Genomic DNA, 22,759 nt, shown 5'->3' with positions numbered 1-22,759 from the left:
GGTCTATTCGGTTGTGATGACGGCTCAGATGTTGCGAGCCCGGTTTACCCGCTCGACAACCGCGGCAATGGTGGCCGGGAAGTCGAGGTGGGTGGAATCGAGGGTGTCTACTCCCTCGGCGGCGGTCATGAACTCGGTCACGGCGGAATCGGCACGATCCCGCTTGGCGAGCGCGGCGGCCGCGGTCTTGGCGGCATCGCCGCTGAGCTCGGCTCCACGGCGTGCGGCGCGCACCTCTTCCGAGGCGGTGAGCAGAATCCGAACGGGAGCGTCCGGAGCCACCACGGTTGTGATGTCGCGTCCCTCCACCACAATACCCGGCTTTTCGCTCGAGGCAATAATGGTGCGGAAGAGGTTATTGACGAAGGTGCGTACCTCGGGAACCCGGGCCACCTGACTCACCAGGGCGGAAATCCGCGGTTCGCGGATGGCCTCGGTGACCTCGGTGGATCCCACCAGCACGAAGTACTCGTCCGGATCGGTGCCGATGCGGTACTCGAATGCCGGCAGCGAGGCGATCACCAGGGCGGTGTCCGAGCCATCGACCCCGGCGTCATCCAGGTACCAGGCCAGGGCGCGATAGGCGGCACCGGTGTCCAGGTAGGCGAAACCGAGCTGCTTGGCCGCAGCTTTCGAGACCGAGGACTTTCCGCTGCCGGCCGGGCCATCAATGGCCACCACAAATACGTTTGACATCTATACGCTCGCGATTCTCCAGCCGCGCGCCCCGAGATCCTCGATGGTGCGCTGCTTAACCTCGGGAAGGACCGCGATCTCGGCCAGGCCGATCTGGGCACCGGGTGAGTGCTCCAGGCGGAGGTCCTCCATGTTGACATTGATCTCACCCAGTTCGGTGAGGAGCCGGCCCAGCTGGCCGGGAGTATCGTCCACCATCACTACGATGGTGGCAAAACGCTGCGACTGCCCGTGCTTGCCCGGGATGCGGGCAACACCGGAGTTACCGGCGGCCATGGCATCGGCCACCGCGCGGCGGGCACCGGGAGCATCCGGGTCGCGCAGGGCGTCGGTCACGGCGCTCAGGCGGGCGATCATGCCCTCGAGCGCCTCGACCACGGGGCCGGAGTTTGCGGCGAGGATCTGCAGCCACAGTTCCGGCGCGCTCGAAGCGAGCCGGGTGGTGTCGCGCAGGCCCTGCCCGGCGAGCTGGATCGCCGCATCCGGGGCATCCGACAGACCGGCGGCGAGCAGGCTCGACACCAGCTGCGGCAGGTGCGAGACGAGGCCCACCGAGGCGTCGTGTTCCTCGGGGGTCATCTCGATCAGGACGCCGCCCACGTCGAGCGCCACGGCCTCGATCAGCGCCAGGTCCTCGCGACGGGTTTCCTCATCGCGGCAAATCACCCAGGGGCGACCAAAGAACAGGTCGGCCCGCGCGGAGATCGCTCCCCCACGTTCACGCCCGGCCATCGGGTGCGAACCGATGTAGCGGGTGAGATCGGTACCCCGCGCCTCGAGTGCGCGCAGCGGGGCCAGCTTCACGCTCGCCACATCGGTCACCACGGCATCCGGGTAATCGAGCAGCGCGCGCTCCACCGCATCGGCTACGACGTCGGGCGGTACGCACACGATCACGAGCGCGGGTGCGTCACCCTCGACGGGCAGACGCCCCGCGCCATAGTCAACGGCGAGGCGAAGATTACTCGGTGAGGCATCGTCAAGGATGACCTCGACGCCCTTTTCGCGCAGCGCAAGACCGAGGCTCGCGCCCAGCAGGCCGGCACCCACGATGCGTACCGGACCGCGGGTGCGGGTCGCGACGGATTTCTGTTCTAGCATCGTTCCTGTTTATCTCAGATCGGGCGTGCTCACAAACCCCGTTTGGGTTAGAAGCGGTTGCGGTCGTCCCGGCCGAAACGCTCGCCACCACCGCGCGGGCCGCCATCACGACGATCGCCGCGGTTCGGCTGCTTCGGGCCGGCGCTCTTCGGGCCCGAGCTCTTTGGCCCAGCTGCACGGTAGTCATCGCGTCGTTCGCCACCGGATCGGCCGCCGCGGTCTCCCGCTCCGGCATTCCTAGGTCCCGCCGTGCGGTAGTCATCGCGTCGTTCGCCACCGGATCGGCCGCCGCGGTCTCCCGCTCCGGCACCACGGGCACGGTAGTCGCCGCGCTCGGGGCGACCGGCACGGTCTCCGTGGCCCGAACGCTCGGGACGGCCGCCGCGGTCCTCCCGGTTGTAGCCGCCACGCTCCGGGCGTCCGCCACGGTCATCCCGGCTGTAGCCGCCCTCGCGCGGAGCGCGATCGTCACGGTTGTAGCCGCCCTCACGGGGAGCACGCTCATAACCACCCTCGCGCGAACCGCGCTCGCTGCGACGCTCGTCGCGGCCAGTGCGCTTGGGGCCACGCTCGGTGGGCACGTAGTTGCGGTCGCCGCCGCCACGCTGGGCGCGGTAACCACCGTTGCGCTTGGCCTCGCGGTCCTCTCGCTCACGGTCGGCCAGGCGACGCTCGGCGTTGTCGATCCGGATCTCCTCGGCGGGCTGGGCACTGGCCTTGCGGGCCAGGGTCAGGACGCGGCCACGCTCGGCAGCGGTGAGCTCACGGTAGCGGCCCTGCGGCAGGGTGCCGAGGTGCAGCGGCCCGAATGAGCGGCGCACGAGCGAGATGACGGGGTGGCCCACGTGCGCGAGCATGCGACGCACGATGCGGTGCTTGCCCGAGTGCAGGGTGATCTCGATCATCGAGGTCTTGGAGGACTCGTCCATCAGGCGTGCGCGATCGGCACGGATGGGGCCGTCGTCGAGCTCGATGCCGCGCAGCAGGCGGGTGATCGTGGCCTGGGTGATGGTGCCGGATACCTGGGCGATATAGGTCTTGGTCACACCGAAGGAGGGGTGTGCAAGCACGTTGGCGAGCTCACCATCGTTGGTGAGGATCAGCAGACCCGAGGTTTCCTGGTCGAGGCGGCCCACGTTGTAGACGCGCTCCTCGAACTCGGAGGTGTAGGCCGAGAGGTCCGGGCGGCCATTCTCATCGGCGAGCGAGGAGACCACGCCCACGGGCTTGTTCAGCATCACGTAGCGCTTGGTTTCGTCGAGCTGGACGGCCTGGCCGTCTACCGAAACGAGGTCGACCTCGGGGTCGATGCGGCGACCGAGCTCGGTCACGACCTTGCCGTTGACCTCGATGCGGCCGGCGGTGATCATGTCTTCACACACGCGGCGCGAGGCAACACCGCGCTGGGCGAGTACCTTCTGCAGGCGTACGCCGTCGTGCTGGTTATTGGGGGTGAGCGGGGAAGCGGGCATCCGCGAGGTTTCCTATTCTGTGGTCAGGCAGGGCGCAGGTCGGAGTCGAATCCGTCCGCACCATCGGGCAGCAGCGGTGAGATCGGCGGGAGCTCGTCCAGGGAGTTGATTCCCAACTGGGTGAGCAGCAGATCGGTGGTGCCGTAGTGTATGGCGCCGGTCTCGGAATCGGTGAATACCTCGGTGATGAGGCCACGGCCGGCGAGTGTGCGCACCACCGAGTCTACGTTGACTGCACGGATGGCGGCTACCGCACCGCGGGTGATCGGCTGCTTATAGGCGATTACGGCGAGGGTTTCGAGGGCCGCGGGCGAAAGCCGGGCGGGATTTTGGGTGTGAACGTAGTCGGTCACAACCTCGTCATAGTCGGTGCGCACATAGATTCGCCAGCCGCCGCCCACCTCGCGCAGCTCGAATCCGCGACGCACTCCCCCGGTCAGGCCGTCAAAGTCGGCCACGAGGTTCGCGATCGCCGCGCTCACCTCGCGCAGCGGGGCACCCACGGCCGCCGCGAGGTCGGTGAGGGGCTGGGGCTCATCGGCCACGATCAGCAGGGCCTCGAGCGCGCGTTCGAGCGGAAGATCCGCGGCCGCGTGCGGGGCGAGCGGCGCATCGGCCTCGTCGGCACCATCAGCGGCGGGGCGGTCGGTGATATCGATCGGGGTCTCAGTTGTCATAGTCGGCTCCGAGGTTCGCGAGGTTTTCGGCATTCCAGTCGGCGGCGCTCCAGGTCACGGTGAGCTCCCCGAGCGGTTCGATCTGTTCAAAGCTCACGGCCGCATGGCGGTACAGCTCGAGCAGCGCGAGGAAGCGTGCCACCACGATGCCGCGCTCGGTGACCCCCGAGATCAGGCGGCGGAAACTCATCGGTTCTCCCCCGCGCAGCATCGCCACCAGGTGTGCGGCCTGCTCGCGAATACTCACGAGCGGCGCGTGCAGGTGGTCGAGACCCACGGTGGGAATCTCGCGCGGGGTCAGCGCCACCAGGGCGAGTGCCGCGAAGTCCTGTACCCCGAGGGTCCAGTGCAGCTCGGGGGTGCTCTCACGGAATTTTTCTTCAAGGCGCACGGAGCGTGGGTGCCGCTCGGACTCGACGCGGAGCCGATCCTCAAACCAGCGGGCCGCCTCCTTGAACGCGCGATACTGCAGCAGCCGAGCGAACAGGAGGTCGCGTGCCTCGAGGAGCGCGACGTCCTCGGCATCGACCAGCTCACCCTGGGGCAGCAGCCCGGCGATCTTCAGGTCGAGCAGGGTCGCGGCGACCACGATGAACTCCGAGGCGCGATCCATCTCCTCGGCCGCGTCGAGCCCGCGCAGATACTCGAGAAACTCGTCGGTGACCGCCGAGAGGGCGATCTCGGTGATGTCGAGCTCGCGCTTTCCGATCAGGGTCAGCAGGAGGTCAAACGGACCGTCGAAGTTTGACAGCGCAACCCGAAAAACCCCGGAGTCCGGGGTGTCGAGAACCGGATCAGGCGACGGCACCACGCGCAACCAACTCGCGCGCCAGCTGGCGGTAGGCCTTGGCGGCCTGGTGCTCGGGCGCGAAATCGGTGATCGGGACGCCGGCGACGCTGGCATCGGGGAACTTCACGGTGCGGCCGATCACGGTCTCCAGCACGGAGTCTCCGAAGGCCTCCACCACGCGCTCCAGCACCTCACGGGAGTGCAGGGTGCGGGAGTCGTACATGGTCGCGAGGATGCCGTCGAGCTTGATCGCCGGGTTCAGGCGGTCGCGCACCTTGTCGATGGTCTCGATCAGCAGGGCGACTCCGCGCAGAGCGAAAAACTCGCATTCCAGCGGGATCAGCACGCCGTGCGAGGCGGTGAGGGCGTTGACGGTGAGCAGGCCGAGCGAGGGCTGGCAGTCCACCAGGATGACGTCGTACTCCGAGCTGACCTTGCGCAGCACGCTCGCCAGGATCTGTTCGCGCGCCACCTCGCCGACGAGGTGCACCTCGGCGGCGGAGAGGTCGATGTTGGCGGGGATCAGATCGAGACCGGCGACCTTGGTCGATACGATCGCGTCGTGCGGATCCTTGGTGTGACCGAGCAGCAGATCGTAAATCGTGGGGGTGTCGTGGGCGACCACGCCGAGGCCCGCGGTGAGCGCACCCTGGGGGTCGAAATCGACGGCAAGAACGCGGCGGCCATAGGCGGCGAGCGCGGCACCCATGCTGATGGTGGTGGTGGTCTTCCCCACGCCACCCTTCTGGTTGCACAGCGAAATGATGCGGGCGGGGCCGTGCTCGGACAGCGCAGGGGGCTCGGGGAACTCGGTCTGGATTCGGCCGGTCGGGCCGAAGTCGATGCCCTCAAGCGGTGTGTTCTGTCCTGCTCTTGCCACTGCGTGTCCCAACGTTCGGCGAAAATCTACGGGTGCCCCCTAGATTCTACCGATCACCACCCATAACGCCCGAGAGGGCGCGCCAAACCGCTGTTTCCGTCCGCGCGGCCGGGTGAGTACGTCGGACCGTGCGGCGCTTCCCCCTGCCCCAATAACGTGTCCCTACTTTTCGCCGGGTACCTGAGCGCCCTAGACTCCCCACAGCGGCACTTCGCCCGTACCCCGCGAGAGGAAAAACATGAGCACCACCACTACCCCCGGCCTCGGCCTGGCGGCCAATCCGGTGGCCGGCGTCATCCGGATCGCGTTTGCCGCGCTCTCACTCGCGGCCGTCATCGGTTCGTTTACTCACTCCGCGGCCTCGGGGCCGGTGAACCCGTTCAACTTCTTTGGCTATTTCACGATCCAAAACAACCTGCTGATGGCGGTGGTGCTCGCCATCGTGGCGCTGCGTAGCCTGCGTGGCCGCGCGCCCTCGCTGGGTTGGAGCCTCGCCCGCGGCTTCGCGGTGTCCTATATCGCCGTGGTGGGTCTGGTGTACAACACGCTGCTGGTGGGTGTCGATGGCGGAGCCTCGCTCCCCTGGACAAACTTCGTGATGCACGTGCTGTTCCCGATCATCGGTGTGCTCGACTGGATCATCTTCACCGACCGCGTAACGCTGCCCTGGCGCACCTTCTGGTGGGTACTCATCTACCCCGCGGTGTGGACCATCGTGATCCTCATTCGCGGCGCGACCGACGGCTGGGTGCCCTATCCGTTCCTCAACCCCGCGAACGGCTACGGCGTGGTCGCGCTGTACTGCCTCGGGGTGGTCGTCGCGTTCCTCGCCTCGGCGGCAATGATCTACTGGATCTCCCGCATTCGCCCGGGTATCGACCAGCGCTAGCTGTACAGGCAAATGGCCCGGAACCTCGCGGTTCCGGGCCATTTTTGTGCCGTCAGTGTGCCGTGACGTCCTCAGGTGGTTACGGCACAACCACCGCGCGGCCAACGATGGTGCCCTCGTGCAGGCGAGCGTAGGCGGTGGGGGCATCAGCGATGTCGAAGCGCTCCACGCTCACCGACAGCTGGCCGGTGCGGGCGAGGCCGAGCACCTCCATCAGCTCGTCACGGCTGCCCCAGTACGGTGCGCGGACGCTCACGCCGAACGGGGTCGAACCGAAGCCGGTGGGCACGGTGCCGCCACCGATGCCAACCACCTCAATTGCGCCATCCACGCGGACCGATGCGCGCGCGGTTTCCAGGGTCGGGGTGGCCCCCACGAAGTCGAAGACGACGTCCGCACCGATGCCTCCGGTCAGCTCGCGAATCGCCGCCGGGGCTTCCGAGTTTGAGAGCACCGTGTGGTGGGCACCCACCGAGCGTGCGTGCTCCAGCTTCTCCTCGGTGACATCCAGTGCGATGACGGTGGCGGAGGTCAGCGCGCGCAGAATTTGAATGCCCACGTGGCCGAGCCCACCGGTGCCGATGACCACCGCGGTCGAACCGCCGGGCAGCTTATCGATCACGTTCTTGATCGCGTGGTACGGCGTGAGACCGGCATCGGTCAGGGCCACCGCGGCCACCGGATCGAGGCCCTGCAGCGGCACCAGGTGGCGTGCGTTATCAACGATCAGGTACTCGGCCATGCCGCCCGGCGAACCGAGCCCGGGCGGGTGAATGCCCAGCTTGGCCGCGTTCGGGCAGTAGTTCTCGCGCCCCCGAGCACACTCGGCACAGGCACCGCACCCCCAGGGGCCATAGACGGCCACGTCATCGCCCACCGCAAACTCGGTGACGCCCTCGCCGAGCTTGTCGACGACACCAACGGCCTCGTGCCCCAGCGTGAGCGGCAGCGGATAGGAGTAGGCCTCCGCAGGCAACCCCATAATGAACCAGTCCGAATGGCAGAGCCCGGCGGCCAGAACTCGCAGGCGAATCTGGCCCGGCTTGGGCTCGGGAACGGGGATCTCACGCACCTCGGGGGCGGAGCCCACCTCGACGTATTGGACGGCCTTCATGGTCATGGAGCATTCCTCTCGTCTGCGAGATGCGGTTCATCCCGCACCTCCACGCTACTCTCTTCGCCGAGGCCCCGCGGCCCTCCTTCGGGAAGTGCACCCGCGCGATTACCCGGAGTACACCAATCGGAAACGCTCGCAGAGGATGGGCATCTGCGGCTCAAATCCGCGCGGATTCTCCGAGTGCTCACGCCAGTACTGTTCGTGGGCTGCACGCCAGTATTCGAGGGTGCGATCGCCCTCCCCCTCAGCACGGGCATGCTCAGCATCCACGCGGTCAAACGCCACGGTACTCACCGCGGTGGTCTCGATCACCGCGCGGGGAAGGCCTGCGCCGTCAAGAATGATGCTGAATTCTCCCGGTTCGGGAAAAGCCTCATCGACGTGCTCGTAATCCCAGACGGCCGAGGCCGTTCCGGTTTTGAACCCGGCCAGCACCAGGCCCAACAGATCATCGGCGTGCTCGGGCGTCGCCCCAAACGGCCAGGCTTCGGGCACCTCGACGGGCAACCCCGAAACCGCGGCGCGTGCGCGCAACCAAAAATCGTCAATAACACCCGGCTCAGTCATGGATTCAGGCTATCGAACCCTGAGCTCAGCGGCCCGGCGATGGCTACGTGAGTTCGAGGACCCGCTCGTCAGCGGGCGCGGAGTTCAGACCGTTTTCGTCGTGCCGGCGGTCATCCTGAATGGAGTATTCAATGACGACGCCAATGGCGTTCGCATAGTTACGAATCGTGGACATCCGAGGATCATTGTCGTAGCGTTCAAACTTCGATACGCCCTGCTGGGTGATCCCCATGCGCTCGGCGACATCCGCCTGAGATAGCCCCTGTTCCCGCCGCACGGCGATGAGAGCGTCAACAAACTCCCGATCCACACGAGCAAGATAGTGTGCTCGCGTGAACTCCGCCGAGTTTCGCGCCTCGTGAATCATTTCTGCGAGCGTGGTCATGATCCAACCCTAACAGTACAACTAAAAAGTTGTGCAGTTTTCTCGGTCTAGGAATCTGGCTAGGGGCGGTATCTGGCTACCGCAACGTCAATCTCGGCTTGCTGTGCCCTCTGATCGGTCTTGATGTGCTCGTGGAGCCTGACGAGAACATGCGGATACCGCGGCCCGAACTAGCGGGCGCGGGGGTGTGCCTGCACGAACATCTCGCGCAGCGAATCGGCGCTCACCCGCGTGTAGATCTGCGTGGTCGCAACCGAGGAGTGGCCGAGGAGTTCCTGAACAACGCGCACATCGGCACCGCCCTGCATGAGGTGGGTGGCAAACGAGTGCCGCAGCGAGTGCGGGGATACCTCGCTGGCGATGTCGGCGTGCTCGGCGGCGCGGCGGATAATCAGCCAGGCGTTCTGCCGAGACACCCGCGATCCGCGCGCCCCAAGGAATAGCGCGGGCGTTGCAAAGCCACGTGCCGAAAAAATCGGGCGGGCACGCACCAGATAGGCGTCGAGGGCCGCACGCGCATACGAGCCCACCGGCACGATGCGCTCCTTATTGCCCTTGCCGCGCAGGCGCAGAATGTCGCCGTCAATGACGTCGTCCACGTTGAGGTCCACGGCCTCACTCACACGGGCGCCGGTTGCGTAGAGAAGCTCCAGCAGCGCGCGGTCGCGCAGCGACTGCGGATCGTCTCCGGACACCGCGGCCAGCAGCGCCTCGACCTCGTCGATGCGCAGGGCCTTGGGCAGTCGGGACGGCAGTTTGGGCGGCAGCACCTCGCGCGCAATATCGCGATCCAGGTCGCCCTCCTCGAGGAGGAAGCGATGCCAGCCGCGCACGGCCGACAGGATGCGTGCCACACTCGCGGCCGCGAGCCCGGATTCGCTGAGCGAGCGCCCAAAATGCGCGATGTCTTCGGCGCTGAGCGTCGCCAGATCGGTGACCTCACGCTCGTCCAGCCAGGCCAGATAGCGGGTCAGATCACGACGATACGCGAGCAGGGTGTTCGTCGAACGCCCCCGCTCGATGGTCAGGTGGCGCAGGTAGTTCTCCAGCTGCCGCACACGATCGGCGGCCATGTTCTAAGCCTCGGGGGCGAACTTCGGGTGACGCACCCAGGGTTCGGTGGGATCGCCCAGGCTCGACCAGCCGCGACGCCGTGCGGCCTCGGCGGCCAGCACACCCACGATGAGCAGGGAGTTCTGAACGCGGCGGTCCAGAACGGCCTCCACGGCCTCCTCCAGCGGCACCCACCGCTTTTCGATATCGGCCTCCTCGGCCTCGCGCTCGAAGGCGGGCAGATCGCGGATACCGCGGGCCAGGTAGATACGAATAACCTCATCGCTGCCGCCGGGGCTGGTGGCAAACTCCGAGAGCAGGTGCCACTCGCTGGCGGCCAGGTCAGCCTCCTCGGCGAGCTCACGCTGGGCACCGATCAGGGGGACCTCCCCCACGATGTCGAGGAGCCCCGCGGGGAGCTCCCAGTCGCGGGTGCGGATCGGGTGCCGGTACTGACGAATCAGCAGCACACGCTCCTGATCGTCAAGCACCAGCACCGCGACCGCACCGGTGTGATCCATGTACTCGCGGGTGATATCACCGCCGGGGTACCGAATCACATCGCGACGAATGCCCCAGACCGCTCCCTCAAACACCGCCTCGCTGGACGCGATGGGCGGGTGTGAGGGAACGTCCCGGAGCTCGTCGGACATGCTAGTTAGCGTCCGTGTTCTCGCCACCGTTTGCGAACAGCTTGGTGGCGTTGTGACGCTCGAGCGCCGCGGCGACCAGGCCGCGGAACAGCGGGTGAGCGCGGTTCGGACGCGAACGCAGCTCGGGGTGAGCCTGCGTTGCGATGTAGTACGGGTGCACCTCGCGCGGCAGCTCCACGAACTCCACCAGGTCACCGTTCGGGCTGGTGCCCGAGAAGACCAGGCCGGCCTCCGCAATCTGGTCGCGGTAGCGGTTGTTGACCTCGTAGCGGTGACGGTGACGCTCGGTGATGAGCTCCGAACCGTACACCTCGGCGGCGAGCGACCCCGGGGCCAGCGCGGCCTCGTACTCACCCAGACGCATGGTGCCACCCAGGTCGCCCGAGGCGATGATGTCAACCTGCTCGGCCATCGTCGCGATCACGGGGAACTCGGTATTCTCATCGAACTCGGTGGAGGAGGCACCGGCCAGGCCGGCCTCGTTCCGCGCGTACTCGATGACCATGGTCTGAAGGCCCAGGCACAGACCCAGGGTGGGGATCTTGTTCTCGCGGGCGAACTTCAGTGCGCCCAGCTTGCCCTCGATACCGCGGATGCCGAAGCCTCCGGGCACGCAGATACCGTCGAGACCGGCGAGCGCCTTCGCGGCACCCTCGGGGGTCTCGCAGTCATCCGAGGGGATCCAGCTCAGGTTAACCTTCGCCTGGTTCGCGAAACCACCGGCGCGCAGCGCCTCGGTGACCGAGAGGTAGGCGTCGGGCAGGTCGATGTACTTACCGACCAGGCCAATGTTGACCTCGTGCTTGGGCTCCGCAACGGCGTCCAGCAGGGTATTCCAGCCGGATTCGCCGGACCAGTCGACCTCGCCGGCCTCGAGGCCCAGCTGGTCGATGATGTAGGAGTCGAGGCCCTGGTTGTTGAGCATCGAGGGGATCAGGTAGATCGAGGGCACGTCGACGGTGTTGATCACGCCGGCTTCCTCAACGTCACACATCAGCGCGATCTTGCGCTTGTTAGCCTCGGTGACCGGGCGGTCCGAGCGCAGCACGAGCGCGTCGGGCTGGATACCGATGGAGCGCAGGGTCGCAACGGAGTGCTGGGTCGGCTTGGTCTTCTGCTCGCCCGAGGCACCCATGAAGGGCACCAGGGAGACGTGTACGAAGAACACGTTGCGACGGCCGAGCTCGTGGCGCAGCTGACGCGCGGCCTCGATGAACGGCTGGGATTCGATGTCACCAACGGTGCCACCCACCTCGGTGATGATCACGTCGGGACGGGGTTCCTCGGTGGCCTGCAGACGCATGCGACGCTTGATCTCGTCGGTGATGTGCGGGATGACCTGCACGGTGTCGCCGAGGTATTCGCCGCGACGCTCCTTGGCGATGACCTCGGAGTAGATCTGTCCGGTCGTGACGTTGGCCGCCTGGGACAGGTTGATGTCGAGGAAGCGCTCGTAGTGACCGATGTCAAGATCGGTCTCGGCGCCGTCGTCGGTCACGAAGACCTCGCCGTGCTGGAACGGGTTCATCGTTCCGGGATCGACGTTCAGGTACGGGTCAAGCTTCTGCATGACCACGTGCAGACCGCGGGCGGTCAGCAGGTTGCCCAGGCTCGCGGCGGTGAGCCCCTTGCCCAACGAAGAAACGACACCACCGGTCACAAAAATATGCTTGGTTGTGTCGTTCTGAGATACCGCGTTTGATTTATTCACCACGGGCTTTGATCCTATCAGCAATATCGGAACTCGGCTAGCGCCGAGGTTCCCGGGAGGAGGAGACCGCCGTGATGGCGGGGGAAAGTGCCGCGGCGGGGGCCGCGGCACTCGGTGAGTCGTGTGGAGCGAGGAAAATCACGGTGCCGCGTTTTCCGAGGCGGCCAGCGCGAGCAGTTCGCCCGCGTGGGCCAGGGCGTTGTCTGAATCGGCGAGGCCGGAGAGCAGACGCGCCATTTCGGCGAGGCGTTCGTCTTCGCGCAGCTGACGGACGCTCGATGCGGTGACCCGGCCGTCGTCGTCCTTGACCACCGCGAGGTGGTTTCCGGCGAAGGCCGCGACCTGTGCAAGGTGCGTCACCACGATCACCTGGGCGCTGCGGGCCAGCTGCGCGAGCCGGCGACCGATCTCGATGGCCGCCGCGCCACCCACCCCCGCATCCACCTCGTCGAAGACAAACGTGGGCAGGGGCTCGTTCGTGGCGATGACCACCTCGAGCGCGAGCATGACCCGGGAGAGCTCACCACCGGAGGCCCCCTTCGCCACCGGGCGCGGCTCGGCACCGTTGTGCGGGGCGAGCAGGAAGGTGACCTGATCGGCACCGTGGCTGCCGGGCTCGGGGAGCGGTTCGACCGCCACCGTAACCTTCGCCTGGGCCATCGCCAGCGCGGTGAGCTCGGTGGACACCGCCGCGGACATCCGCGAGGCCGCCGCGGTGCGCACCGCGGTCAGCGCGGCCGCGGCGGCCAGGACGGCGGCGTGCTCGGTATCCACCCGGGCACCGAGCTCGTCGATGCGATCCTCATCGGAGTCGAGTTCCAGCAGACGCTGGGACCCCACCGCGCGCAGCTCGAGGACATCCTCATAGCGGGGGCCGTACTTACGCACGAGGTTTGAGAGCAGCGAGCGGCGCTCCTGGATCTGCTCCAGCTCGTGGGCACCGTCGGAGTCGAGGGTCGCGAGATAGGTCGAGAGTTCACCGGTGAGCTCCGCCACCTGATAACCCAGCCCGGTGAGCTGCTCCACGATCGGGGCGAGCGTGGCGTCAAAGGCCACCGCACGCTCCAGCTGACGTCGGGCGTGATCGAGCAGTGCCGAAACATCTGCCCCGCCCTCGATCTCCTCGGCGGAGAGCGCCTCCCGGGCACTCGCCGCGGCCAGGCGCAGATCTTCAACGTTTGTTAGACGCTCGGCGAGCGCGGTGAGTTCGTCCTCTTCCCCGGGCTGCGGGTCGGCGGTTTCGATCTCCTCGAGGGCGATGCGCAGGCGCTCGGCCTCGGCCAGCCGGAGGTCGCGCTGCTCAATGAGCATCGCCAGGGTCTCACGGGTGGTTTTCCAACCCTCGAATGCCCCGGTGTAGGTGGTCAGGGCGCGACGCAGTTTCTTGCCCGCAAAGCGGTCCAGGGCGTCGCGCTGAGCCGAAGCGGTGCGCAGCCGCATCTGATCGGACTGACCGTGCAACACCACGAGCTTCTCGCCGAGCTCGCCGAGCACACCGATCGGGGCCGACCGGCCACCCACCTGTGCCCGGCTGCGACCCTCGGCCGAGACCGAGCGCCCCAGGGTGAGCTCCATCCGGCGCTCCCCCGCGGCGTTCACCTCGATCTCGTCGAGCAGGCCGCCCGCATCGCGGACACGCTCGGCCACACCGCTCGCGTCATCGATGTTCCAGCGGCCATCAACGCTGGCCTGGTTCGCCCCGCGGCGCACCGCGGCGGCATCGGCTCGCCCGCCGAGGAGCAGACCGAGCGCGGTGACCACCATGGTCTTGCCCGCGCCTGTCTCTCCGGTGATCGCAGTGAATCCCGGTCCGAGCGGCAGCGAGGCCTGAGCGATCACGCCGAGGTCGCGAATGTCGATGCTCTCAATCATGCGTGTCCTCCAGGGAGTCGAATGCTCTGAATCACTACTTACCGTCTCCGCGCCAGCCGGTTACCGGGAGTCGGAACTTCTGCACGAGACGATCGGTAAACGGGCCCTGGTGCAGACGCGCGAGCCGCACCGGCACGCTTGAACGGCGCACCGAAACCTGCGCACCCTGGCCGAGCTCAAACGCGCGTCGACCATCGCACCACAGCACGCCGGTACCCACGTTGCGCTCGAGCAGGCGAATGCCGATGGAGGAGGCCGGAGACACCACGAGCGGCCGGGCAAACAGCGCGTGGGCGCTCAGCGGTACCAGCATGATGGCCTCGACCGTGGGCCAGATCACCGGGCCACCGGCGGAGAAGCCGTAGGCGGTGGAGCCGGTCGGGGTGGAAACCACCACGCCGTCGCACCCGAAGGAGGACAGCGGGCGATCATCTACCTCGAGCAACACCTCGAGCATGCGCTCGCGGCTCGCCTTTTCGACCGTGGCCTCGTTCAGCGCCCAGTTTTCGTAGACGACCTCGCCGTCCTGCTCAACGGAGACCGCGAGCGTCAGGCGCTCCTCGACGATGTACTCGCCGCTGATCGCGCGTCGCACCGCCTCATCGAGATCATCACGCTCGCTCTCGGCGAGGAAGCCGACGTGACCGAGGTTGATGCCCAGCAGCGGTGCCGGATGGCGACGAACGAGCTCAGCGGCGCGCAGGATCGTGCCGTCACCCCCGAGGACGATAACGATTTCGAGCTCGGCGGCCGAGACATCCTCATCGAGCAGCAGTACCGGGCCGGTTTCGACACCCGACGCGCAGATGTCATCGCGTTCACTGCGTTCCAGGACCGGGTTTGCTCCCGCCACCCGAAGCTGATTGATCACGTGGATCGCGGCCTCAATCGAGTCGTCTCGCCCGGTGTGCGACACCACAAGAATGGGACGCAGGTGTGCGGTGGTCATGCCGTGGACTTCCCCTCCGCGGCGAGCCTGTTCACCGTCGATTCCCATTCTGACGGATTCCCGCTGTTTGCGGCAGGGTCTGCGTCGTGATTCTTTCGATCCCGGAACCACACCAGGTACTCGAGGTTGCCCGATCCGCCGGTAATCGGGCTCGGCAGCAGGCCCGCGGTGGCGAGCCCGAGATCCCAGGCATGCCACAGCACGGTCGAAATCGCGTGGGCGCGGAGGTCAGGCTTGCGCACGATGCCCTCCTTGATGCCCGACTTGCCCACCTCAAACTGCGGCTTAATCAGCAGCAGGAAGTCGGCGCCGGGTTCTGCGGCATCGCGCAGGGCGCCGAGGACGAGCGTCAGCGAGATGAACGAGAGGTCGCCCACCACGAGGCTTGGCAGGCTGTCTGTTTCACTCACGTGTCGCAGGTGCTGGCCCTGCAGCTCACGCACGTTGAGGCCCTCGAAGACCCGCACACCGGGATCGGCACGCACCGAGGCGGCGAGCTGATCGTGGCCCACGTCGACCGCAAACACCTCGCGGGCACCGCGCTCACGCAGCACCTGGGTGAAGCCACCGGTGGAGGCGCCGGCATCCAGCGCGACGCGGCCGGTGGGGTCTACCGGGAAGTTGTCGAGGGCGCTGAGTAGCTTGTGTGCCGCGCGGCTCACGTAGTGTGAGTCGCCGTCGATGCTGAGCACGTTGTTCTCCCCCACCTTGGTGGAGGCCTTCAACGTGGTGGCACCGTCGACACGGACCCGGGCCTCGGCGATCAGCGCGGCGGCGGCGGAACGCGACCGGGCCAGCCCTCGCTCGGCAAGGGCGGCATCTAGGCGAATCATCGGGTCTCCTCGGAGTTATGGGGTGAAGCGGGAGGCAGGGAGACCTCCGGACGTGGGGCGGCGGCAATACCGTGTGTGAGTTCTGCCGCGGGGTTCAGGGTGATGCGATCGGACTGCTCGAGCCGCTCGGTCAGCTGCCCCACGATCTCGCCCAGCGCCGCGGCGCGCTCGGCCAGGGGCAACGACTCGGCGCGTGCGGCGGCGGCCGCGTGGCCGGTGGGCTCGGAATCGGATAAATCACTCACCATCCCAGACTAGCGTGCGCCACCGATGCTGCCCGTGGACGCGGCAGGAACCAACGCCAAGCGGGCCAGCCCCCATCACGGTGGATGAGGCCTGGCCCGCTATTGAGGTGCCGCTAGGCTATGCGGCTATGCCTGCTGCTCGCGGCGACGGCGCAGAATCACGCCGAGGCCCAGGAGCAGGAACACGGATCCCGCGATGACGATGCCGGCGACGTCCGCACCGGTGTGGGAGAGCTCGCTACCCGGGGTCGCGGTGGCGGGGGTCTCCGCACCCGGGGTGACGGCGGCGCCCGTCACGGTCAGCGGGATCTCGCCGCGGGCGGTGCGTCCCTCCAACACCAGCGTGTGCTGGCCGGCGGGAACGCCCTCGGGGATGACCACTGTGATATCGATGCGGCCGTTGGCATCCGCCTGCGCGGAACCGAGGTGCACCGGAGTCGAGTGCAGCCAGATTTCGACGCGCTCATCGGCGGTAAAGCCGCCCGCGGTGATGTGGACGCTGCCGCCCACCGCCACCGTGGTGGCGTCGGTGGTGACCGGAACGCTCGGGCGGGTGCTGGGTTCCACCGGAGGGATGCTGGGTTCCGTCGGCGGCGTACTGGGTTCAACGGGAGGCGTGCTCGGCTCCACCGGAGGTTTCGACGGCTCCACCGGAGGCTTACTCGGCTCCACCGGAGGCTTACTCGGCTCCACCGGAGGGGTGCTCGGCTCCACCGGAGGCTTACTCGGCTCCACCGGAGGCTTACTCGGCTCCACCGGAGGCTTCGACGGCTCCACCGGAGGCTTCGACGGCTCGGTCACGACCGGGGTTACCGTGGTGCTCAGCGACAGCGGAGACATCGCGGTGCCGGCGGCGTAGGTGTCACCGAACAGGGCACGGCCGGTTTCGGCCAGCACGGTCGGGGCGTTGGTGATGGTCACCGCGCCGGAGGCATCGGTCTTCAGGACACCGCCGGACAGGTTGGCCGTAGCTAGCAGTACGGGCGCACCCAGCGGGGTTTCGGATCCACCCATCGACTTCGCGGCGATCCGGGCGTAGATCTTCGCGGTGTCGCCATCAATCTCGACCCGGGGCGTGCTCAGCACGCTGCGCAGCTGCCACACATCGCCGGCCTTGTGACCAAGGTAGGTTGCGGTGCCCGAGAAGGCGAAGGCGTCGCGGGGAGCCTTCGTGGCGGGTGCCAGCGGGAAAGTCAGCACTCCAGCGTCCGTGGCGTTTGCGCCCTCGGTTCCGGTGATACTGCCCTTGGCGTTCGGGCCGAGGATGTACGAGCGGAATGTGTCGTGGACACCCCAGGTGAGCGATCCGGTTACCGTCACGGGCACGTTCGGGTCGACCGGGGGCCTGCTCGGCTCCACCGGCGGCTTTGAGGGCTCGACCGGCGGCTTGCTCGGCTCTACGGGAGGCTTCGAGGGCTCGACCGGCGGGGTCGACGGGTTGGTCGGGGTAGCGGTCTCGCCGCCGTCCACGGCGGGACCAGAGGCGCTCGAGGGCGTCGTGGTCGCGGTGAACGATCCGGAGATCGGGTTGGGGATCTTGCGGGCGTTACCGTCGGCGGAGGCCGAGGTGGTCATCCACCAGCCCCGCAGCGCCGGATCCATGAAGTCGATGAACGACTTCGGGAATGAGTTCGGCGAGGTGACGGTGCTGCTACCGGGCTCGGTGTAGGCGCGGCCGGCGAAAACGGGAGTACCCGAGATCGGGATCGAGCCATCCGCCTGCACGTCGAGCTTCAGGTTCGTGAAGGTGGCGGCGGTGACCCGCTTGTATCCCGTCGAGACGTTGGTCTTGGTTTCGCCCCAGGCCACGTCGAAGCTCAGCGCGGCGGTGCCGTCGGCGGAGCGTGCAAGGTAGGGGTTTGCCAGGGTGATGAAGACGTCCGGGGCGAGGCCCGGGTAGGGACGATACTCGATCGCGTCGGTCCAGCCGAACTGGGCGGCACCGGTCTTCGGATCGCTCCAGCCGTGTCCGCCGGAGAAGGTGAAGCGGTTGTTCTTGTCGAGGGCGACGGCACCGTAGGGGTGGGCCTGCCAGTCGAGGGCGTAGGCCGAGACGTCCCAGCTCAGGACGTTGTTCGTGGTGTCGACGGCACCGGCCGGTGCGGCCGCCAGGGCGGGTGCCTTCGGCCCGGTAAAGACGGGGTTTTCCACCGGCGGGGTACTCGGTTCTCCACCGTCCTGGCCGGGGGCCGGCTCAAGGGTGGAGACGGTGGGCAGCGCGCCACCCACCGCGATGCGAGACACCGCGCTGAGGGTCGTGCTCAGCGGGGTCTTGTTGTACGGGTGGGAGACAAATACCGAACCGGTGGTGGGGTCGGCAACAACCGACCACAGGTTTGCGTCCCCGGCGCCGTACGACTTGACGATGCCAAGCTTGGTGAAGTCGGCAACAACCTCGGTCTGCCAGGTGTCGGGGTGCAGCACGCGCAGGGCCGAATCCGCGCTGCTGGTGACGTACACCTCGTGGCTGCGCGAATCCACGGCCATGCCGCGGATGGTGTCGCCGAGCTCGGTCGGGCTCCCCAGGAACTTCCCGGTCTCGGTGTCCACAACAATGAGCTTACCGTTGGGGTCATCCCCCAGGAAGTCTCCGTCGATGGCCACGTACAGGTGGTGCAGGGCGGGGTCCAGAGCAATGGCCGACAGCTGAACGAAGTCGTTGTCAGTGGGGAACGCAAAGTCGATGACGGGCTTCTCGGTGCCGGGGAGCCAGGTGTTGGTGGAGAGATCCACCGCGGTGATCACACCGTTGGCCGGGTCCCCGACCCACAGGCGCTTGGCCGCGGCGTCGATCACGATGTTTGACAGCGAGCTATTGCGCGCGCTGGACACTGTGATCGCTGCGCCCACGGTGCCGGTCTCAATACTCACCGGCGTGATGGTTTTGCCCGCGGCCATGTAGAGCGTGCCGGTGGCCGGGTAGTAGGCGATCGAACCGGGCGAGGTGGGGGTGCCGGTGATCGTCTTGATCACGGCACCGGTACCGAGGTTGATCACATCGAGCGTGCCCTGCCGGCCGCTGTTGTCATTTGCTCCGACGCGGGCGCGCGGGATGAACCCGGTGTTTGTGGCGGAATCCACCACGATCCTGTCGATACCGCTGCTGAACGGAATCGAGGAGGCGGCGACGCTAAAGTCGCGCGTGTCCACCCGGGTCAGGCTTCCGGTTTTTGCGGTGATGTCGTCGCCGGGAACGTAGAGCGCGCTGTTGCGTTCGTCCAGTGCGAAGTAGCGCGCCTGCTGGCCAACGGCGACGGAGGAGGCATAGGTGTAGGAGCGGGGGTTGTCTCCGGCGGCGTGCGCGGGGGCGGCACCCAGCAGGGGTGCCAGCGCGAGCGCGCCGATCAGCGGGGCAACACCAAGCGCTCGTTTCAGAGTGTTCACGGGAACTCTTTCCGAGTGTGGGTGGGGGAAGTAGCTACCGAAACCGCGCGCTTCGCGTCAGTCAGGCTAGCCTTACCTATCTTAGGTTAGGAGAGCCTTATTAACCTATTCGGGGACAAAAAATAACCCACCATCCCAAGTGGATGGTGGGTTATCTTCGAAACCGTCGGTTATTCGCCGGTGCTCACATCATCGAGGTAGAGGCTCTCGGGAACCTCGAAGCCCCAGACCGCACGCTCCGACTTCCAGATGACGGCGGCGGCGGCACGCAGGCGGTTCAGCGCGCTGGTGCCCTCCTTCACGATCACGATGTCGTTGCCGCGGATCGCGATGCTGGCGTCCTCGACCGTGGCGGTCAGGCCGTCCTTGCTGAACACCGTCTCCGGGTAGGGCTCGTGCAGCTGACGCAGATCGCTGAGAATGTAGGTCGGCTGGGAGTCCCGCGGAGCGGCGAGGACGTGCTTCGGCCGGTCGATACCGGTGAGGACCAGTACCGAGTCGATTCCCGCACGGTTCGCCCCGAGGATGTCGGTGTCCAAGCGGTCACCGATCATGATCGGGTTGGTCACGCCGAAGCGGTTTTTCGCCTCGACGAAGATCGGCACCTCGGGCTTGCCCGCAACGGTTGCCAGGCGGCCCACCGCGGTGTGCACGGCGGACACCAGGGTGCCGTTACCCGGGGCGATGCCTCGAGCCTGCGGAATGGTCCAGTCGGTGTTGGTGGCGATCCAGGGCAGCTCGTCCTCCCCCTCGCGGGGTGCGAGGGTGAAGGCGGCCTCGGCCAGGTGCGTCCAGGCAACATCCGGGGCGAAGCCCTGCACCACGGCGACGGGGTTGTCCGCCGCAGTCCGAGTCACGACATAGCCGGCCTTGGTGAGCTCGTCGACCAGGCCGTCTCCGCCCACCACGAGGATCGTGGAGCCGGGGGCCACGAGGGTCCCAAGCAGGGTCATTGCGGCCTGCGGGCTGGTGACAACGTCACTCGGCTGCACGCTCAGACCGAGATCGGTCAGGTGGGCAGCCACCGTGGCATCGGTGCGCGAGGCGTTGTTGGTGATGTACCCCACGCGCATGTGCTCTGCCGCACGGTTGAGCGACTCAACCGCGTGCGGAATCGGACCGGGACCGGCGTACACGACGCCGTCGAGGTCCGCGAAGACCGCGTCCCTACCGGTCAGCGGGGTTGTCATCGGCTGCTTCCGGCGCAGAAACGGTACCACCATCGGTGCTCTCCTCCTCGGTCTCAGCGGCGGGGGCGGATGCCTCATCCGCGGCCGCCGAGGTGTTGTCCACCTCCGAGGTTACCGCGTCGGCACCCTCGGTGTCCGCCACGGTCTCCTCCGAGACGGCCGACTCGTCGTGGGCGGCGGACTCGTCCGTCGGCGCCGCCGCTGCGTCAGCAGCGTCCTCAGAGTCAGCCGCGTCCTCAGCGATTTCTTCGGCTTCGGTCAGCACCTCGGCTTCGGCTTCGCCCTCAACGATGGCTTCCGCGTCCGCGATGGCTGCGGCATCCGCTGCATTCTCAGCATCGGCAGCGTTGTCCGCAAGACCTTCGGCCTCGGCGACGACCTCTGCTTCTGCTTCTACTTCTGCTTCTGCGTCCGCTTCATCAACGTCAGCATCGATCTCCACGCCGTCCTCGTTGAGGTCGGTTGCATAGTCCTCGTAGATGGTGGTGATGTCGATGGTCTCGGCGGCGCTGAGGTTGTAGCGCTCGTCGATGGCCTCGGCTGCGATACGGGCACGCTTGCGCCAGGTAGCGGCTTCCTTGTCTCGGTCGAGGTCACCCAAGACCTCGGCGTAGGCGGAGAAGAGGTCCGGGCTCCAGTCGAATGCGCGGTTGGGGTCGAGTTCCGGGATCTGCAGTTCGGCCAGGGCCAGCTCGGGCTTGTTCTGGTCGAGACGGGCACCGGACATCGCGATGGCGAGTGCCACCCGAGCCTCGGGGGCGAGGGTTGACGGGTCAACGGTACGGCCCTCTTCGAGTGCCCGGTCGGGACGCTCGAGCGCACGCTCGCAGTCGACCATGAGCGCGATGTTCTCGTTCGAACCGGTGATGCGACGGAACGTACGCAGCTCGCGCAATGCCAGCTGGTAGTCACCAGTGCTGTACGCGGTTACGGCGAGGGTCTCACGAACCACACCGATCCGACCGGCACGACGCGCGGCGGAGGTTGCGTGCTGGTGAGCCAGCTCAGGATCGTGCTCCAGGAGGCCGGCTGCCATGATCAGGTGCCGGGCAACCCACTCGGCGTTCTCCTTGGTCAGGGTCTTGAGCTCGTTGCGGGAGTGACGGTCCAGCTGATCCTCGGTGATGCCCTCGGGGATCTCCGGGTCTTCGTGCTTGGTACGAACCGACTTCAGTTCGCGCGCAAGCAGCTGCTGCTCGGTGAGCTCCTCCTCGTAGCGGTTCGCGTCACGATCGCCACGGGCCGGGGCACCGTCACGTGTCCACAGGCGGTTCTCTCCGCCGTTACGGCCCGCTCCCCCACGCTGGGGACGATCACCGTAGGAGCGGTTTCCGTCACGCTGGGGACGGTCACCCTGAGGGCGGTCGCCGAAGGAACGCTGGGGACGATCACCATAGGAGCGGTTTCCGTCACGCTGCGGACGGTCACCCTGAGGGCGGTCACCGAAGGAACGCTGGGGACGATCGCCCTGCGGACGCTGGGGGCGGTCACCGTAGGAGCGGTTTCCGTCACGCTGCGGACGGTCACCCTGGGGACGGTCGCCGAAGGAACGCTGCGGACGATCACCATAAGAACGGTTACCATCACGCTGCGGACGGTCACCCTGGGGACGGTCGCCGAAGGAACGCTGGGGACGATCCCCCTGCGGACGCTGGGGGCGGTCACCATAGGAGCGGTTTCCGTCACGCTGCGGACGGTCACCCTGGGGACGGTCGCCGAAGGAACGCTGGGGACGATCCCCCTGCGGACGCTGGGGGCGGTCACCATAGGAGCGGTTTCCGTCACGCTGCGGACGGTCACCATACGAGCGGTTACCATCACGCTGCGGGCGATCGCCCTGGGGGCGGTCACCGTAAGAGCGCTGGGGACGGTCACCGTAGGAGCGCTGTCCGTCACGCTGGGGGCGTGCATCGCGGTTTCCGCCGCTGGGTGCACCGCCCTCACGCTGAGCCTTGTAACGAGCCGCACGCTCTGCTGAGCGGGCTGCGTCCTTGTCGTCGCGTGCGCGCGGTCGACGGTCGGAAGACGAGTCGCCGGAGCCACCTTCGGGGCGTGTGTACTTATCCGGACCTGATTCAGACATCTATCTTCCTTCGCTATTTTGTTCGCGCGTTTCTACCATGTTAAAGCAAAAGGGCCGCCTCTAAGAGGCGGCCCTTGCTTTCTAAAAAGAAGTCCGGCGGTGACTTACTCTCCCACAGGGTCCCCCCTGCAGTACCATCAGCGCAAAGAGCCTTAGCTTCCGGGTTCGGAATGTAACCGGGCGTTTCCCTCTTGCTATAACCACCGAAACAC

19 protein-coding genes, 1 rRNA gene and 1 pseudogene are annotated in these 22,759 nt (G+C 67.0%); 1 reads left to right on the top strand and 20 read right to left on the bottom strand.

Annotated features, from left to right (window positions below; genetic code table 11):
- Window positions 1-24: 24 nt before the first annotated feature.
- From cmk to D9V32_RS14535, 6 genes and pseudogenes are all read right to left on the bottom strand, one after another.
- Window positions 25-696: a (d)CMP kinase gene (cmk, locus tag D9V32_RS14560; protein ID WP_121649645.1), complete on the bottom strand. Its 672-nt coding sequence runs from the start codon at window positions 694-696 to the stop codon at window positions 25-27.
- Window positions 697-1,797, bottom strand: a complete 1,101-nt coding sequence (locus tag D9V32_RS14555; protein WP_121649644.1) for a prephenate dehydrogenase — start codon at window positions 1,795-1,797, stop codon at window positions 697-699.
- Window positions 1,798-2,498: 701 nt separating this feature from the next.
- Window positions 2,499-3,269 (bottom strand): annotated as a pseudogene (locus D9V32_RS16510) (pseudouridine synthase); the annotation flags it as partial.
- A 23-nt stretch (window positions 3,270-3,292) separates the two neighbouring features.
- A complete protein-coding gene (gene scpB / locus D9V32_RS14545; RefSeq protein ID WP_121649642.1) occupies window positions 3,293-3,946 on the bottom strand; it encodes an SMC-Scp complex subunit ScpB in 654 nt (217 codons plus the stop codon).
- A complete protein-coding gene (locus D9V32_RS14540; RefSeq protein ID WP_245982348.1) occupies window positions 3,936-4,757 on the bottom strand; it encodes a segregation and condensation protein A in 822 nt (273 codons plus the stop codon). The genes scpB and D9V32_RS14540 overlap by 11 nt, the downstream gene beginning before the upstream one ends.
- Window positions 4,741-5,616 carry a ParA family protein gene (locus tag D9V32_RS14535; RefSeq protein WP_121649640.1) on the bottom strand — a complete coding sequence of 292 codons (876 nt, stop codon included), beginning with the start codon at window positions 5,614-5,616 and terminating at the stop codon, window positions 4,741-4,743. The genes D9V32_RS14540 and D9V32_RS14535 overlap by 17 nt, the downstream gene beginning before the upstream one ends.
- A 238-nt stretch (window positions 5,617-5,854) precedes the next feature.
- On the opposite strand from D9V32_RS14535, the gene D9V32_RS14530 reads away from it, so the two are divergent.
- On the top strand, window positions 5,855-6,505 hold the full coding sequence (locus D9V32_RS14530; RefSeq protein WP_121649639.1) for a Pr6Pr family membrane protein: 651 nt from the start codon (window positions 5,855-5,857) through the stop codon (window positions 6,503-6,505).
- Window positions 6,506-6,584: 79 nt separating this feature from the next.
- On the opposite strand, the gene D9V32_RS14525 is transcribed toward D9V32_RS14530, so the two are convergent.
- The 14 genes from D9V32_RS14525 to rrf form a co-directional block, all read right to left on the bottom strand.
- Window positions 6,585-7,619, bottom strand: coding sequence for an NAD(P)-dependent alcohol dehydrogenase (locus tag D9V32_RS14525; RefSeq protein ID WP_121649680.1), 1,035 nt, complete (start codon window positions 7,617-7,619; stop codon window positions 6,585-6,587).
- A gap of 108 nt (window positions 7,620-7,727) precedes the next feature.
- Entirely contained in the window at window positions 7,728-8,189 is a 462-nt protein-coding gene (locus D9V32_RS14520; RefSeq protein WP_121649638.1) for an ASCH domain-containing protein, read from the bottom strand.
- Between the two features lie 43 nt (window positions 8,190-8,232).
- Window positions 8,233-8,574, bottom strand: coding sequence for a helix-turn-helix domain-containing protein (locus D9V32_RS14515; RefSeq protein WP_121649637.1), 342 nt, complete (start codon window positions 8,572-8,574; stop codon window positions 8,233-8,235).
- Between the two features lie 170 nt (window positions 8,575-8,744).
- Window positions 8,745-9,647 (bottom strand): site-specific tyrosine recombinase XerD, encoded by a 903-nt coding sequence (gene xerD / locus D9V32_RS14510; RefSeq protein WP_121649636.1) that lies wholly within the window; start codon window positions 9,645-9,647, stop codon window positions 8,745-8,747.
- Window positions 9,648-9,650: 3 nt separating this feature from the next.
- Window positions 9,651-10,280: an NUDIX domain-containing protein gene (locus D9V32_RS14505; protein WP_121649635.1), complete on the bottom strand. Its 630-nt coding sequence runs from the start codon at window positions 10,278-10,280 to the stop codon at window positions 9,651-9,653.
- A 1-nt stretch (window position 10,281) separates the two neighbouring features.
- On the bottom strand, window positions 10,282-11,991 hold the full coding sequence (locus tag D9V32_RS14500; RefSeq protein ID WP_121649679.1) for a CTP synthase: 1,710 nt from the start codon (window positions 11,989-11,991) through the stop codon (window positions 10,282-10,284).
- A 138-nt stretch (window positions 11,992-12,129) separates the two neighbouring features.
- Entirely contained in the window at window positions 12,130-13,863 is a 1,734-nt protein-coding gene (gene recN, locus D9V32_RS14495) for a DNA repair protein RecN (RefSeq protein ID WP_121649634.1), read from the bottom strand.
- 34 nt (window positions 13,864-13,897) lie between these two features.
- On the bottom strand, window positions 13,898-14,812 hold the full coding sequence (locus tag D9V32_RS14490; protein WP_121649633.1) for an NAD kinase: 915 nt from the start codon (window positions 14,810-14,812) through the stop codon (window positions 13,898-13,900).
- Window positions 14,809-15,645: a TlyA family RNA methyltransferase gene (locus D9V32_RS14485; RefSeq protein WP_121649632.1), complete on the bottom strand. Its 837-nt coding sequence runs from the start codon at window positions 15,643-15,645 to the stop codon at window positions 14,809-14,811. Before D9V32_RS14485 ends, D9V32_RS14490 begins: the two co-directional genes overlap by 4 nt.
- Window positions 15,642-15,890, bottom strand: coding sequence for a hypothetical protein (locus D9V32_RS14480; protein ID WP_147440499.1), 249 nt, complete (start codon window positions 15,888-15,890; stop codon window positions 15,642-15,644). The genes D9V32_RS14485 and D9V32_RS14480 overlap by 4 nt, the downstream gene beginning before the upstream one ends.
- 126 nt (window positions 15,891-16,016) lie before the next feature.
- Window positions 16,017-19,274, bottom strand: coding sequence for an HtaA domain-containing protein (locus D9V32_RS14475; RefSeq protein ID WP_121649630.1), 3,258 nt, complete (start codon window positions 19,272-19,274; stop codon window positions 16,017-16,019).
- 170 nt (window positions 19,275-19,444) lie between these two features.
- Window positions 19,445-20,497, bottom strand: a complete 1,053-nt coding sequence (locus D9V32_RS14470; RefSeq protein WP_121649629.1) for an HAD-IIA family hydrolase — start codon at window positions 20,495-20,497, stop codon at window positions 19,445-19,447.
- Window positions 20,442-22,547 (bottom strand): hypothetical protein, encoded by a 2,106-nt coding sequence (locus D9V32_RS16285; RefSeq protein WP_183086336.1) that lies wholly within the window; start codon window positions 22,545-22,547, stop codon window positions 20,442-20,444. Before D9V32_RS16285 ends, D9V32_RS14470 begins: the two co-directional genes overlap by 56 nt.
- A 91-nt stretch (window positions 22,548-22,638) precedes the next feature.
- Window positions 22,639-22,755: ribosomal RNA gene (rrf, locus tag D9V32_RS14455) — 5S ribosomal RNA — on the bottom strand.
- Between the last annotated feature and the right edge of the window lie 4 nt (window positions 22,756-22,759).

It is taken from the genome of Mycetocola tolaasinivorans (assembly GCF_003667565.1).
Lineage (GTDB): Bacteria > Actinomycetota > Actinomycetes > Actinomycetales > Microbacteriaceae > Mycetocola > Mycetocola tolaasinivorans.
This window is presented reverse-complemented; position numbering and strand designations above follow the sequence as displayed.

What these genes read in the sequence shown, in the direction of transcription:
- cmk (WP_121649645.1), bottom strand. Translation starts at nt 696, where the DNA reads ATGTCAAACGTATTTGTGGTGGCCATTGATGGCCCGGCCGGCAGCGGA.
- D9V32_RS14555 (WP_121649644.1), bottom strand. Translation starts at nt 1,797, where the DNA reads ATGCTAGAACAGAAATCCGTCGCGACCCGCACCCGCGGTCCGGTACGC.
- scpB (WP_121649642.1), bottom strand. Translation starts at nt 3,946, where the DNA reads ATGACAACTGAGACCCCGATCGATATCACCGACCGCCCCGCCGCTGAT.
- D9V32_RS14530 (WP_121649639.1), top strand. Translation starts at nt 5,855, where the DNA reads ATGAGCACCACCACTACCCCCGGCCTCGGCCTGGCGGCCAATCCGGTG.
- D9V32_RS14525 (WP_121649680.1), bottom strand. Translation starts at nt 7,619, where the DNA reads ATGAAGGCCGTCCAATACGTCGAGGTGGGCTCCGCCCCCGAGGTGCGT.
- D9V32_RS14520 (WP_121649638.1), bottom strand. Translation starts at nt 8,189, where the DNA reads ATGACTGAGCCGGGTGTTATTGACGATTTTTGGTTGCGCGCACGCGCC.
- D9V32_RS14515 (WP_121649637.1), bottom strand. Translation starts at nt 8,574, where the DNA reads ATGACCACGCTCGCAGAAATGATTCACGAGGCGCGAAACTCGGCGGAG.
- xerD (WP_121649636.1), bottom strand. Translation starts at nt 9,647, where the DNA reads ATGGCCGCCGATCGTGTGCGGCAGCTGGAGAACTACCTGCGCCACCTG.
- D9V32_RS14505 (WP_121649635.1), bottom strand. Translation starts at nt 10,280, where the DNA reads ATGTCCGACGAGCTCCGGGACGTTCCCTCACACCCGCCCATCGCGTCC.
- recN (WP_121649634.1), bottom strand. Translation starts at nt 13,863, where the DNA reads ATGATTGAGAGCATCGACATTCGCGACCTCGGCGTGATCGCTCAGGCC.
- D9V32_RS14490 (WP_121649633.1), bottom strand. Translation starts at nt 14,812, where the DNA reads ATGACCACCGCACACCTGCGTCCCATTCTTGTGGTGTCGCACACCGGG.
- D9V32_RS14485 (WP_121649632.1), bottom strand. Translation starts at nt 15,645, where the DNA reads ATGATTCGCCTAGATGCCGCCCTTGCCGAGCGAGGGCTGGCCCGGTCG.
- D9V32_RS14470 (WP_121649629.1), bottom strand. Translation starts at nt 20,497, where the DNA reads ATGGTGGTACCGTTTCTGCGCCGGAAGCAGCCGATGACAACCCCGCTG.
- D9V32_RS16285 (WP_183086336.1), bottom strand. Translation starts at nt 22,547, where the DNA reads ATGTCTGAATCAGGTCCGGATAAGTACACACGCCCCGAAGGTGGCTCC.